The following is a 14119-nucleotide window of genomic DNA, read 5'->3' on the forward strand; positions in this document are numbered from 1 at the left end:
ATATGAAATTATCGGAATTATTAACCGGCCTAACATCATGCGTTAAGCATGATGCAGAAGTATGCCATATTGCACTGGATAGTCGTGAGATTAGTGTGGGCGGTGTATTCTTTGCTGTTGCAGGTGCTGCACAACATGGTCTGTTATATGCGGATCAGGTGCGGCGGCAAGGCGCAGTGGCTATTGTGTATGATCCTGCGCAACAAGGTAGTTCGCTAGCAAAAAATATAACCGGATTGCCACTTATTGCAATTGACAACTTAAACGAGAAACTGGGTAGTATAGCTGCCCGTTTTTATGCCTGGCCTGCACAACATTTGCATATTATTGGCATTACCGGAACGAATGGTAAAACATCTTGCAGCCAGTTTTTAGCCCAGGCTATGGATGACTGTGGGGTTATCGGAACGCTAGGTTGGGGGCGTTATACTGATTTAAATAGTACGCTTAATACCACGCCTGATGCATTTGCAATACAGAAAATACTCGCTTATTTCTATCAGCATGGCATGCAGAATGTTGCTATGGAAGTCTCTTCTCACGGTTTGGAGCAGGGGCGTGTGAATGCGCTGGCATTTCGTGGCGCAATTTTTAATAATCTAAGCCGAGATCATCTGGACTATCATGGCAATATGGAAAATTACTTCCAGAGTAAATTACGCTTGCTCAAATGGCCAGGCTTAAGCTTTGTCGTGGTTAATCTCGATGATGCTTATGCAGAACGTGTTATCGCAGCAGTGGCTGATGGTGTCCGAATTATAAGTTACAGTCTGCAGGGCAGGGTGCATGAGCAGAATTCAAGTATAACGGGGACTAATATCAGCTATACGCTTGCAGGAATAGCCTGTGATATAGACTGGCAGGGACAGCAAGCAAGACTGGAAGCAGGATTATTAGGTGATTTTAATTTACAGAATATATTAGCTGTTTTAGCGGTACTACTGGAGATGGACACTTCCTTAAGTGATAGTTTAGCTGCAATACAGTCAATCAAACCGGTTATAGGTCGTATGGAATGCTTTACGGGCACTGGAAAGCCGTTGGTAGTGGTGGACTATGCACATACCCCTGATGCACTGGATAAAGTTTTAAGCACTTTAAGGCAGCATTGTGGGGCGCAGTTAAGTGTTGTTTTTGGTTGTGGTGGTGATCGTGATAAAGGCAAGCGCAAAGAGATGGGTGTTATAGCTGAGCGCCTGGCTGATCGCTTGATAGTGACTGATGATAATCCACGCTTTGAAGACGGTCAGGCTATTATCAAGCAGATTATCGGTGGTCTGAATATGGATAAAGTGAGCGTAATTAAGAATAGAAAAGCCGCGATAGAACAAGGCATTTCGATGAGTTCAAAGCGCGATATCCTTTTAGTTGCGGGTAAAGGTCATGAAGATTACCAGGAGATCAAAGGAGTTAAATACCCCTTTAGTGACCGCGAAATCGTACAGGAGTTAATGGCCGCATGATCAGCATGACTCTAAATGAAATAAGCGCAATCCTGCACGGGCAGCTATTAGGTATGGCTGTAACGGTTACGGGCGTCAGTATTGATACACGAACTCTATCTCCGAGTGATGTCTACCTGGCAATTAGTGGTGAGCAATTTGATGGGCATGATTTTATCGATCAGGCGCAACAAAATGGCGCTATTGCAGTCATAGTAGCCAGAAAAATGCAGACCGATCTGCCACAGATTATAGTCAAAGATACCCGAATCGCCCTGGCGGAATTAGCAGGTGCATTAAGAGCAAAGCTGCCACTAAAAGTCTGTGCCATTACCGGTAGTAACGGTAAGACCACGGTAAAGGAAATGATTGCTGCAATTCTGGCGGTAAATTCCCAGGTATTGTTTACTCAGGGCAATTTTAATAATGATATAGGCGTGCCATTAACGCTATTGCGCTTAGCTGAAAAACACCAGTATGCGGTAATAGAAATGGGCGCCAATCATCCTGGTGAAATCACCTACACTAGCCGCTACGCAAAACCAGATGTAGTGGTGATTAATAATGTGGGGGCGGCGCATATAGAAGGCTTTGGCAGCATAAATGGTGTGGCAAAGGCAAAGGCCGAAATCATTCAGTCATTATCGGCAGATGGCGTTGCGATATTAAATGCCGATGATAAGTTTTATTCTATGTGGTACGACCTTGCCGGCGACAGAAAGGTTGTATCCTTTGGCCTGGCAGGCACGGCAGATGTTTGTGCGCAACAGATCAGTACAGCAGTGCAGGGGCAGCAATTTAGTACCCATTTTGATTTAGTGACGGCAGATGGACAAGTCGCTATTAGTCTGGCATTGGCGGGGGCACATAATGTGAAAAATGCGCTGGCAGCAAGTGCCGCGTGTATCGCATTAGGCATCAGACTGGAGCAAATTCAAGCGGGGCTAGCCCGTGTTAAAGCGGTCAACGACCGCTTGCAACTATTTACATCCGGCTCAGGAATAAAGCTTATTAATGATACCTATAATGCTAACCCGTCTTCTTTAACCGTTGCACTGGAAGTTCTAACGCAATGCCCGGGAGAGTCATGGCTAGCACTGGGTGCATTTGGCGAATTAGGCGCACAAAGCGCACAAATACACAGTGAAATGGGCAGGCAGATTAAGCAGGCAGGCATACAGCGATTGTTTGCTACTGGGGAGATGGCAGAGAATACGGTGCAGGAATTTGGTGCTGGCGCTGAATATTTCCATGCGCAAGGCGAGCTGATTAAAGCACTAAAACAACAAATAAGCCCAGAGCAAACACTTTTGGTTAAAGGTTCCAGAGCCCAGAAAATGGAAGTTGTGGTTGATGCATTATTAGGCATTACGGGAAGGTAGCCATGTTGCTGTATTTTTTTAATTATTTAACTGAATTTGAATCAGGCTTTAGAGTATTCCAGTACTTAACCTTGCGGGCAATACTCAGTGCATTGACCGCCCTAATGATTTCGTTTGTTGTGGGGCCGACCATGATCCGGCGCTTAAGCAATAAAAATATTGGTCAGAGTGTGCGCGATGATGGGCCGGAGAGTCACTTTGAGAAAGCAGGTACGCCGACCATGGGCGGTACTTTAATATTGGTAGGGATTACAGTGAGTACGCTGCTCTGGGCTAATCTGGAAAATAGTTATGTCTGGGTGGCGTTATTAGTCACTATGAGCTATGGCATTGTCGGTTTTATTGATGATTATAAAAAAGTAAAGCGAGGCAATAGTGATGGCTTATCTGCCCGGACTAAATATTTCTGGCAGTCGGTGATCGCGCTAACGGCTGCAATTTATCTGTTTAAAACAGCACAGCTAGCGACAGAAACACAGTTTATTGTGCCCTTTTTTAAAGAGGTGGTTATCGATATGGGTTGGGCGTATGTAGTGTTGACCTACTTTGTTATTGTTGGTACCAGCAATGCGGTAAATCTAACTGATGGTCTGGATGGTCTGGCCATTCTACCTACGGTGATGGTTGCCGGGGCACTAGCTATTTTTGCCTACCTGACCGGGAACTCAATTTTTGCAGAATATCTAGCCATACCCTATGTGCCAAAAGCCGGTGAGTTAATCGTATTTTGTGCTGCGCTGGTCGGTGCGGGACTGGGTTTTCTGTGGTTTAACGCTTACCCTGCAATGGTGTTTATGGGGGATGTCGGCGCACTGGCATTAGGCGCAGCACTGGGTGTTGTTGCCGTACTGGTCAGACAGGAGATAGTGCTGCTGATTATGGGCGGCGTGTTTGTGATGGAAACAGTCTCGGTGATTATGCAGGTTGCCTCATTTAAGTTAACCGGTAAGCGAATTTTTAGAATGGCACCGATTCATCATCACTTTGAATTAAAAGGCTGGCCTGAGCCGCGAGTTATCGTCAGGTTCTGGATTATTACCTTTATCCTGGTTTTAATCGGTTTGGCAACATTGAAGTTGAGATAACAGATGAAAAATGACGATATTTTGACAGCACTGGATAAGCAATTCTCCTTAAATAAGGAGAATTCCAAAATTGTGATTGTGGGACTAGGTATCACGGGTTTGTCTGTCGCTTATTATTTGCGTCGCCTCGGTCTGAATTTTGCGATTGTGGATAGTAGAAACAAGCCGCCGTTTAATGATGAGTTGCTGGCCGAGATGTCCGAGGTTGCAGTTTTTACTGGCGGATTTGATCCGGCGGTGTTTGATGTTGCAACACATATCATTGTTAGCCCGGGTATTTCCATGCAAGAGCCCGTGATTGAGGAAGCACTTGCAAAAGGTGTACGTACTATAAGTGATATCGATTTATTCGCCTGTTCAGTCAGCGAGCCTGTGGTTGCAATTACTGGCTCTAATGGCAAAAGCACTGTCACAACCATGCTGGGCGATATGGCAAGAAAGGCAGGTAGGCATGTTGCTGTAGGTGGCAACCTAGGCACGCCCGCTTTGGATTTACTGAGCGATGATGCAGAGTTATATATCCTGGAATTATCCAGTTTTCAACTAGAGCGCACCAGCCAGTTAGATGCAGTGGCTGCAACTGTACTCAATATTTCCGCGGATCACCAGGACCGTTATGAAAATATAGCTGCTTATGTAACGCAAAAATTAAAAGTCTACGCTGGTAGTGGGGTTATGGTAATCAATATAGGTTACCCATACTCCGCCGAGATGAAGCAAAGCAATAGAGAAGTGCTGACCTTCGGAGTTCATGAAAACCAGGAAAATGCGGATTATCATTTGCTAGAAACAACGTCAGGAATGAGCCTTGCAGTTCGCGGGCGAGCTATTTTACCGGTAAGTGAGTTACTGGTGACGGGGGGGCATAATCAGGAAAATGCCCTGGCCGCTCTGGCTTTAGGTTCAGTAATAGGCTTGCCAGAAACTGCTATGTGCAAGGCATTACGTCAATATAAGGGCTTAAAGCATCGAGTCGAATTTGTGGCTAAAATTGCGGGTGTGAACTGGATCAATGATTCCAAGGCGACTAATGTAGGTGCATGTGTTGCTGCATTACAGAGCTTTAAAAATTCTAGTGTGTTACTAATTGCCGGCGGTGATGCAAAAGCAGCGGATATGAGTGACCTGATTCCATTATTAAAGGCAAAGGTTAAGGCGTTGCTGCTAATAGGTAAAGATAGCCAATTAATTAAGCAGGCCGTCAATGGCTGTATTCCAGTGCTGGAAGTAGGTACTTTGAAAAAAGCAGTAAAAAAAGCTCACGGAATTGCAGAGGCTGGCGATACCGTGCTGTTGTCACCCGCCTGTGCCAGTATGGATCAGTTTACTAATTATAAGGACAGGGGTGCGCAGTTTGTGACCCAGGTAAAGGCATTGCAACAATGAATATAACTGCACAGCTAAGCAAACTGATCAGTACCGATATCTATTATGATAAGGCGCTGGTTTTTGCAGGTGTGGCGCTGATTGTGATCGGGTATTTAATGGTCTCTTCTGCCTCATTGCACCTGGGGGTAAGGCTGACTGGTAATGTATTTCATTATCCCATCAGGCAGATAATACATATCGGCCTGGGCTTAGGGCTTGGCTTTCTGGTCTATCAGGTGCCGATGGATGTCTGGGAAAAGGCGGGGCCAGCCCTGTTTGTTGTAGGCTTGTTTTTTCTGCTGATCGTTTTGATTCCGGGGCTGGGAATTAAGGTCAATGGCAGTATGCGCTGGCTATCTGTAGCAGGTATGAGAATACAAGTCTCGGAACTGGTTAAATTAATCGTGGTAATTTATATGGCGAGCTTTGTTACCCGACATCACGATTTTGTGAAAGAGTCAGCGTATGGTTTGTTGCGTCCATTATTACTCTTGTCCAGTGCTTGCGGCTTATTATTACTAGAGCCTGATATGGGCTCAGCTGTGATTATTCTGACTATCGCCATGGGTGTTATGTTTCTCAGTGGCGCAAGACTAAAGCAATTCTTTTTATTGATTTTTGCCATGCTAGGTGCTGGTATTTTAGCGGTTGTTTATTCTGATTATCGATCCGCTCGTGTGACCAGCTTTTTACATCCCTGGGAAGATCCGTTTGGAAAAAGCTTTCAATTGGTGCAGGCATTAATTTCGTTTGGGCGTGGCGAATGGACCGGGGTTGGTTTAGGTAGCGGCGTGCAAAAGCTGTTTTATCTGCCGGAAGCTCATACCGACTTTTTATTTTCGGTGCTTGCTGAAGAACTAGGCTTATTAGGTGTGTTAACTGTAATAAGCTTGTTTGCGATTATCGTCTGGCGTGCCTTTGCAATAGGCTTGATGGCTGAGCAATTAGGTAAAAGATTCTCTGCCTTTATTGCCTATGGACTGGGTATCTGGTTTGCCTTTCAGTCCTTCGTCAATATGGGGGTCAATATGGGCGCGCTGCCAACCAAGGGATTGACCTTGCCATTTATGAGTTATGGTGGGGGAAGTATGATCGTAATGTGCTCTGCCATGGCGATACTGTATCGGGTAAATAGTGAGATAACTGCGCTCAAGATAGCGAATACAGAAATCAGAGTAGCGAGCGAGGTACAGGCTTATGAGTAAGCGCATTGTCATTATGGCGGGTGGCACAGGCGGGCATGTTTTTCCTGCATTGGCTGTGGCAAATTATTTAATGGAGCAGAACTGGCAGCTAAGCTGGATTGGAACACGCAAGGGAATGGAAAGCCGGGTGATTCCACAAAACAAGATACAGATAGATTGGCTAAGTGTGAATGGCTTACGCGGTAAAGGGACATTGGAGTTATTTAAAATGCCCTGGATGCTGGTTAAAGCCTGCCTGGAAGCGCGGAAAATATTACAGCAAAGACAGCCAGATGTAGTGTTGGGTATGGGCGGATTTGTTGCAGGCCCTGGCGGATTAATGGCGAAACTGATGGGCATCCCGCTGGTTATTCACGAGCAAAATAGAATACCCGGCACAACTAATCGATTACTCGCGCGTATGGCAAACAAAGTATTAGAAGCGTTTCCGGAAAGTTTTCCTGTCGTTAAAAAAGCTATTTTTACCGGCAATCCATTGCGTAAAGAGTTTATGCAAGTGACTAATAAACTGGCGCGCAACCCCAGCGATAAGCTAAATATTTTAGTGATAGGTGGCAGTTTAGGTGCACAGCGCTTAAATGAAGTTGTACCAGCAACGCTCGCTATGCAAGAAAAAGTAACCGTGTGGCATCAGACTGGTACAGCAATGTTGGAGCAAGTCACTGAGGTTTATACAGACAAGGCGATAACAGCAAAGGTCGAACCGTTTATAGAAGATGTCGTAGCGGCATATACATGGGCAGACCTAGTGATCTGCCGCGCTGGAGCAATGACGATAAGCGAAGTCGCAGCCATGGAAGTGCCGAGCATTTTAATTCCTTATCCTTATGCGATTGATGATCATCAGACTGCAAATGCGCAATACCTCGTCGATGCCGGGGCGGGCATTTTGATACCCCAGGAGCAATTAACGGTAGATTTATTAGCGACCACGATTAAGCAGCAAATAACACGGCTAGGCGATATGGCTGTAGCAGCCCGGCAATGCGCAAAACTAGATGCAACTGAGAAAGTTGCAGAGCAGTGTATGTTGGAGGCAGCGGTATGAAAGATTCGATCAGCCAGATAATTCAAGAGCGCCTGACAAATATGCAGAAAATCCACTTTGTTGGCGTTGGTGGAACGGGTATGAGTGGCATAGCCGAGGTTATGTCTAACCTTGGCTGCGAGGTTTCAGGTTCAGATATAAAAGACAGTCCGGTAACCGAGCGCTTAAGAAAGGCCGGAGTCACTGTATATATAGGCCATAAGCAAAATAATGTTGCTGATGTCGATGTAGTAGTCACATCAACGGCTGTCAATAAAAGCAATGTAGAAGTTCAGTATGCGTATGACAACCGTATTCCGGTTATTCCGCGAGCAGAAATGCTGGCAGAATTAATGCGCTTTCGCTTTGGCATTGCCGTTGCGGGTACTCACGGCAAAACCACCACAACAAGTCTGGTAGCAAGTATTCTGGCAGCAGACAAGCTGGACCCGACGTTTGTGATAGGTGGACGATTGAATAGTGCAGGCACCAACGCGCAGCTAGGGCAAGGGCAGTATTTAGTTGCAGAGGCGGATGAAAGTGATGCTTCATTTTTGCATTTGCAGCCGATCATAGCAGTGGTCACGAATATAGATCAGGACCATATGGAAACCTACGAAGGGAGTTTCAATCGGCTAAAAAATACCTTTATAGAATTTTTATATCATGTACCTTTTTATGGCCTGGCAGTGCTCTGTATTGATGACGCGGGTGTGCGTGAAATTTTACCGCAACTCTCCAAGCCGATAAGAACCTATGGTGCAGATGAAAATGCTGATATTCGTGCTATTAATGTCCAACAGCAAGGTATGTGTACCCGGTTTACAGTGACTCGCTGGGATGAGCATCAAGATCTTGAAGTGACTTTGAATATGCCGGGCTGGCACAATATGCTGAATGCCCTGGCAGCCATTGCCATTGCGACAGAGTTGAATGTAGCTGATGCAGCCATTATTAAAAGTCTAGCGGAATTTAAAGGGGTAGGGCGCCGCTTTCAGTTGAATGGCGAGATTGCATTTAAGCACGGAGTACTGACGCTGGTGGACGATTATGGCCATCATCCAAGGGAAGTCGCAGCAACGCTGGAAGCTCTAAAACAAGCATGGCCAGAAAAGCGTTCTGTGGTGGTATTTCAGCCGCATCGTTATTCTCGAACGCGCGACTTATTTGAAGATTTTGTCAACGTCTTGTCGACAGTTGATGTGCTGATTTTACTGGATGTTTATCCGGCAGGGGAAGAGCCTATACATAGCGCTGACGGGCGTGCATTAAGCAGTGCTATTCGGGCGAGAGCCCAGGTTAATCCAGTGTTTGTAGAAAATATTGAGGACCTGGCTGAAATTTTGCTCGGTATTGTGCGGCCCGATGATGTATTGCTCACTATGGGCGCTGGAAATGTGGGTCATATTGCAGCTCAGTTGCCGCAGCAATTAGTAGAGTTGATACAGCGATGAACGCCAACGACACAAAATTGCGTGGGCAAATGTTAGCTGATGAAAAGCTGGCTAAATATACTAGTTGGCGTGTCGGTGGTGTTGCAGAGCGTATGTATATCCCGGCAGACATGCAGGATTTACAGCAGTTTATTAGCAGCTTGTGGGCTGATGAGCAGGTGTTCTGGTTAGGTTTGGGTAGTAACTTATTAATCCGCGATGGTGGCCTACGCGGGACAGTCATTAATTTACGTGGCAAGGTTAAGAAAATGATCCAGCTTGATAATGCCCGTGTTTATGTGGAATGTGGTGTGCCATGTGCGCATGTGGCGAGGTTTTGTGCGGAACTGGGCCTGGCAGGTGCTGAGTTTTTAGCTGGCATACCCGGAACCATGGGCGGTGCATTAAAGATGAATGCTGGAGCTTTTGGCAGCGATACCTGGAGCCTGGTTGAAAGTGTAGAAACAATGGCGGTAGGAGGTGTAGCGGTTGCGCGTAGGCCGGATAGCTTTGAAGTTTCTTATCGCTCGGTAAAAGGTGTACAGAAGGCCTGTTTTTTATCGGCCATTCTAAAGCTAGGTACGGATATAGATCAACAGGGTCAGACAAAGATCAGGAAATTATTAGCCCAGCGCGCTGCAACCCAACCGACTAATCAACCTACGTGCGGCTCTGTATTTATAAATCCTGATCAAGATTATTCTGCGCGTTTGATTGAAGCAAGTGGTTTAAAAGGTCACCGGATAGGTGGCGCAGAAGTATCTGAAAAGCATGCCAATTTTATTATTAATACTGGCACGGCAACGGCGGCTGATATTGAAGAGTTGATTAACTATATACAAGCTGAAGTGGCCAGACAGCACGGGGTGCAGTTGCAAACTGAGGTATGCATTATTGGAGAAAAGCCGGCATGAAATTAACAAGCATACAGCATGCGGCAGACTTTGGCCGGGTAGCCGTATTAATGGGCGGCACGGCGGCAGAGCGCGAGATCTCGCTGAGCAGTGGTAATGCCGTGTATCAGGCATTATTGAACAAGCAAGTAGATGTTAGCGCTGTGGATGTTAAGAGCACAGTTTTAGAGACATTAGCAGGCAGCTCATTTGATCGCGTAGTCAATATGATACACGGGCGCGGGGGCGAAGATGGAGTATTGCAAGCGGTGTTAGAAACCCTGGAAATACCTTATACCGGGAGCGGTGTGCTGGCTTCAGCTTTAAGCATGGATAAATTGCGTACCAAACTGTGCTGGCGGGGAGCTGGGCTGAGCAGTCCCGAATGGGTGTTGTTACAAAATGAGGCAGATATTCAGCGTTGTATCGATACGCTGGATTTTCCAGTAATTGTTAAACCTGCACTAGAAGGCTCTAGTCTGGGAATGAGCAAGGCGGAGACCAGAGAACAATTAATCAAGGCCTGGCTGGAAGCCGCGCAATATCAATGTGATGTCTACGCAGAGGCCTGGGTGAATGGTCAGGAATATACCGTAGGTATATTAAATGGTGAGGCATTACCTGTTATCCGGTTAGAAACCCCGCATATTTTTTATGATTATGATGCTAAATACCAGGCGAATACCACACAGTATCATTGCCCGGCCGGACTCTCTCAGGAACTGGAAACTGAGTTAGCTGAATTAGCATTACAGGCGTGTCGCGTGCTAGGCGTAACTGGGTGGGGGCGAGTTGATGTGTTTATTGATCAGCAGGGGCAGACACAACTAATTGAGGTAAATACGGTTCCGGGTATGACAGATCATAGTCTGGTTCCTATGGCGGCAAAGCAGGCGGGTTTGAGTTTTGATGATTTAGTCTGGCACATACTGGAAACTAGCTGCAAATGATAAAGACAGGCCAGCGCTTACGGTTAGCCGCATTAGTATCACGGCAGCTATTTTTATAGATGAATAAGTGGATGCACTTTAATGTTAAAACAGCAACTTAAGCACATCTTTACCCATCAATGGAAAATAGGTGCTGTGTTTATGATTATGCTCGGCATAGTTTTCAGTTGGCCGATGATACAACAGGCCATAGCAGAAGCAGTGCCGATACGTTATGTACAGGTTGAAGGGGCTTTTCAGTATATAGATAAGCAGGATATTCAGATGAAAATTAACCCACTGGTTCAGGAGGGATATTTTTCAGTGGATTTACAAGCGATTCAGCAAGCGGTAATGAGCTTACCCTGGACAGAGAGCGCGCAGGTACAAAGAATCTGGCCGGATCGGATTAAGTTAAGACTTTACGAACAGAAACCGGTGGTGCGCTGGCAGGAGCATAGCTTATTGAATGAGCGTGGCGAGGTATTTAAACCGCTGAATATTGACCGGTTTCAATCCTTGCTGGTTTTGTATGCGCCAAACACGCAACGGCAAGAATTGCTAGAGGTGATGCATGGTTTAACTGTCAGCTTGATGGATCAAGGTTTGTACCTGACAGAATTTAGAGTGAATGAACGTCAATCCTGGTTACTCAGTATGGAAAATGGCCTGGTAATACAGTTAGGCAGATTACAGCCCCTGGAAAAATTTAGCCAGCTAATGAAGGCGTTGATCGTCATGGGAGGTGAGCTGGTGAACAAAATGATTTATGTGGATATGCGCTACCCAAATGGGTATGCAGTGCGCTGGCGGGACAATGAACAAATAAACTGGTAATGAATACCTTGATTGTGGATAGATAAAGAGATTAGCTAATTCTCATATAGTTTTAAAGGCAAATGTAATGGCAAAACAAACAGAGCGTAGTGTGATTGTAGGGCTGGATATTGGAACATCCAAGGTAGCGGCAATCGTTGGCGAGACCAACGAAAACGGCGAAGTTGAGGTGATCGGTATAGGCTCTACACCATCGCGGGGCTTAAAAAAAGGAGTGGTGATTAATCTTGAGTCTACGGTAAATTCAATTAAGCGAGCGGTGGAAGAAGCTGAATTAATGGCTGGTTGTGAGATTACTTCGGTGTATGCAGGAATAGCAGGTAGCCATATTAAAAGTTTAAATTCACATGGCATAGTCGCAATCAGGGATAAGGAAGTCTCGCAATATGATATAGATCGGGTGATTGATTCTGCGCGTGCGGTTGCTATTCCGGCGGACCAAAAGATTATTCATATTCTGCCGCAAGAATTTATTATCGACTTGCAGGCAGGTATTAAAGAGCCGATCGGGATGTCTGGAATACGCCTGGAAGCAAAAGTACATATGGTAACCGGTAGCGTTAGTGCAGCACAAAATATAATCAAATGTATACGCCGCTGTGATCTGGATGTCGATGACATCGTTTTGGAGCAACTAGCATCGTGTTCTTCGGTGTTAACTGAAGATGAAAAAGAGCTAGGAGTGTGCCTGATTGATATTGGTGGCGGAACCACGGATATAGCGATATTTTCGCAAGGCGCCATAAAGCATACTGCGGTGATTCCAATTGCAGGCGACCAGGTCACTAATGATGTCGCAGTGGCTTTACGCACGCCAACGCAAAATGCAGAGCAAATAAAGTGTGAGCATGCCTGTGCATTAACTCAATTGGCGGATGCTAATGAAATGATTGAAGTGGCAAGTATAGGGGACCGGCCTTCGCGTAATATTTCCAAGCAAAATCTGGCAGAAATTATTGAGCCGCGCTATGAAGAGTTGATGTTGTTAGTGCAGGCTGAGTTACGTCGTAGTGGCTATGAAGGCTTGATTACGGCAGGCATTATATTAACGGGAGGGAGCTCGAAGGTAACCGGTTTGGTTGAGCTGGCAGAGGAAATATTTCATATGCCAGTGCGACTGGGAATACCACAGCATGTAGTGGGTTTAACGGATGTGGTGCAGAATCCAGTGCATTCAACGGGTGTCGGGTTGTTGTTGTATGGTAGAGATCATTTGGCGAGTGGAGATCATTTAGTAGAAACGGGAGAAGGGCTTTTCGCAAGAATGAAAGCCTGGGTTCAAAATAATTTTTAAATAATAACAATATTAATAATGAGGCGAGGGTTATGAAATACGAATTAATGGATTTAGGTCTGGAAAATGCGGTCATTAAAGTTATCGGAGTAGGAGGCGGTGGCGGGAATGCAGTTGACCATATGGTTGTTAGCGAGATAGAGGGAGTCGAATTTGTTTGTGCAAATACAGATGCACAGGCGTTACGCCGACTGGAAGTGGATACTGTAGTTCAGTTAGGCGCTGAATTGACTAAAGGACTAGGCGCAGGTACTAACCCGGAAGTGGGTAGAGAAGCTGCTGAAGAGAACAAGGACATAATCCGCGATGTACTGGAAGGTACGAACATGCTGTTTCTAACCGCAGGAATGGGGGGTGGAACAGGCACAGGTGCGATACCGGTTATTGCTGAAATTGCCAAAGAGTTAAATATTTTGACCGTGGCCGTGGTAACCAAGCCGTTTGATTTTGAAGGAACCAAGAAAAAACTGGTGGCAGAGGCTGGAATTGCGGAGTTAGAGCGACATGTAGACTCGCTGATTATCATTCCTAACCAGAAATTACTTCCAGTTATGGGTGCCAATGTATCCATGAATAAAGCGTTTGCAGCAGCGAATGATGTATTACTCGATGCTGTGCAGGGCATTACCGAACTAATCACGAGTCCCGGATTGATCAATGTGGATTTTGCCGATGTAAAAACGGTTATGTCCAGTATGGGTGCAGCAATTATGGGAACGGGTATAGCTAGCGGAGAAAATAGAGCGCGGGTTGCTGCTGAAAAGGCAATTGCCTGTCCATTGTTAGAAGATATCAACCTTCAGGGCGCACGTGGCATTCTAGTGAATATTTCTGCTGCAGATATGGGTATTTCAGAGTTTGATGAAGTGGGTAATATCGTGCATGCTTTTGCTTCCGATGAAGCCATTATTAAAATTGGCACAGCAATCGACGAGGACTTAGGTGATGAAATTAAAGTGACTGTGGTTGCAACAGGGGTGGGTGGTCCACAAAAAGTAGTGAATAATACTATTCGTATCGTTCCTCCTGCAACAGCAACTGGCACAGATTATTCTGGTTTTGATGCGCCGCCACAAACACGTAAAACCCCTGAAAATAAAGAAACGCGATTTGGGGTACAGCCGAAAAATAATTCAGCTGATATGGAATATCTTGATATCCCGGCTTTTTTACGCCGCCAGGCAGATTAAGCTTATTAAAATATGCAGCGCATTGACTTTATCT

At 45.7% G+C, this 14119-nt stretch carries 12 protein-coding genes; all 12 read left to right on the forward strand.

The features are described 5' to 3' along the window. Positions 1-2: 2 nt before the first annotated feature. The 12 genes from K6984_RS07820 (at position 3) to ftsZ (ending at position 14085) form a co-directional block, all read left to right on the forward strand. Complete coding sequence (locus K6984_RS07820; RefSeq protein ID WP_221895010.1) at positions 3-1463, forward strand: UDP-N-acetylmuramoyl-L-alanyl-D-glutamate--2,6-diaminopimelate ligase; 1461 nt, start codon at positions 3-5, stop codon at positions 1461-1463. Positions 1464-1516: 53 nt separating this feature from the next. Beyond that, a complete protein-coding gene (locus K6984_RS07825) occupies positions 1517-2824 on the forward strand; it encodes a UDP-N-acetylmuramoyl-tripeptide--D-alanyl-D-alanine ligase (protein WP_230987980.1) in 1308 nt (435 codons plus the stop codon). A 2-nt stretch (positions 2825-2826) separates the two neighbouring features. Beyond that, entirely contained in the window at positions 2827-3909 is a 1083-nt protein-coding gene (mraY, locus tag K6984_RS07830) for a phospho-N-acetylmuramoyl-pentapeptide-transferase (RefSeq protein WP_221895011.1), read from the forward strand. 3 nt (positions 3910-3912) lie between these two features. Continuing rightward, positions 3913-5295, forward strand: a complete 1383-nt coding sequence (gene murD / locus K6984_RS07835; RefSeq protein WP_221895012.1) for a UDP-N-acetylmuramoyl-L-alanine--D-glutamate ligase — start codon at positions 3913-3915, stop codon at positions 5293-5295. After that, the gene (ftsW, locus tag K6984_RS07840) at positions 5292-6482 is read left to right on the forward strand and encodes a putative lipid II flippase FtsW (RefSeq protein ID WP_221895013.1); all 1191 of its coding nucleotides are present in this window, start codon (positions 5292-5294) and stop codon (positions 6480-6482) included. Before murD ends, ftsW begins: the two co-directional genes overlap by 4 nt. Beyond that, entirely contained in the window at positions 6475-7530 is a 1056-nt protein-coding gene (murG, locus tag K6984_RS07845) for an undecaprenyldiphospho-muramoylpentapeptide beta-N-acetylglucosaminyltransferase (protein WP_221895014.1), read from the forward strand. The genes ftsW and murG overlap by 8 nt, the downstream gene beginning before the upstream one ends. Beyond that, complete coding sequence (murC, locus tag K6984_RS07850; protein ID WP_221895015.1) at positions 7527-8963, forward strand: UDP-N-acetylmuramate--L-alanine ligase; 1437 nt, start codon at positions 7527-7529, stop codon at positions 8961-8963. Before murG ends, murC begins: the two co-directional genes overlap by 4 nt. Further along, positions 8960-9856: a UDP-N-acetylmuramate dehydrogenase gene (gene murB, locus K6984_RS07855; protein WP_221895016.1), complete on the forward strand. Its 897-nt coding sequence runs from the start codon at positions 8960-8962 to the stop codon at positions 9854-9856. Before murC ends, murB begins: the two co-directional genes overlap by 4 nt. Beyond that, a complete protein-coding gene (locus K6984_RS07860; protein ID WP_221895017.1) occupies positions 9853-10785 on the forward strand; it encodes a D-alanine--D-alanine ligase in 933 nt (310 codons plus the stop codon). The genes murB and K6984_RS07860 overlap by 4 nt, the downstream gene beginning before the upstream one ends. 81 nt (positions 10786-10866) lie before the next feature. Continuing rightward, complete coding sequence (locus K6984_RS07865) at positions 10867-11601, forward strand: cell division protein FtsQ/DivIB (RefSeq protein ID WP_221895018.1); 735 nt, start codon at positions 10867-10869, stop codon at positions 11599-11601. A gap of 67 nt (positions 11602-11668) precedes the next feature. Beyond that, on the forward strand, positions 11669-12895 hold the full coding sequence (ftsA, locus tag K6984_RS07870; protein WP_221895019.1) for a cell division protein FtsA: 1227 nt from the start codon (positions 11669-11671) through the stop codon (positions 12893-12895). Between the two features lie 32 nt (positions 12896-12927). Then, positions 12928-14085, forward strand: coding sequence for a cell division protein FtsZ (gene ftsZ, locus K6984_RS07875; protein ID WP_221895020.1), 1158 nt, complete (start codon positions 12928-12930; stop codon positions 14083-14085). The last annotated feature ends 34 nt before the right edge of the window (positions 14086-14119 follow it).

It is taken from the genome of Bathymodiolus japonicus methanotrophic gill symbiont, assembly GCF_019721995.1.
Lineage (GTDB): Bacteria > Pseudomonadota > Gammaproteobacteria > Methylococcales > Methylomonadaceae > Methyloprofundus.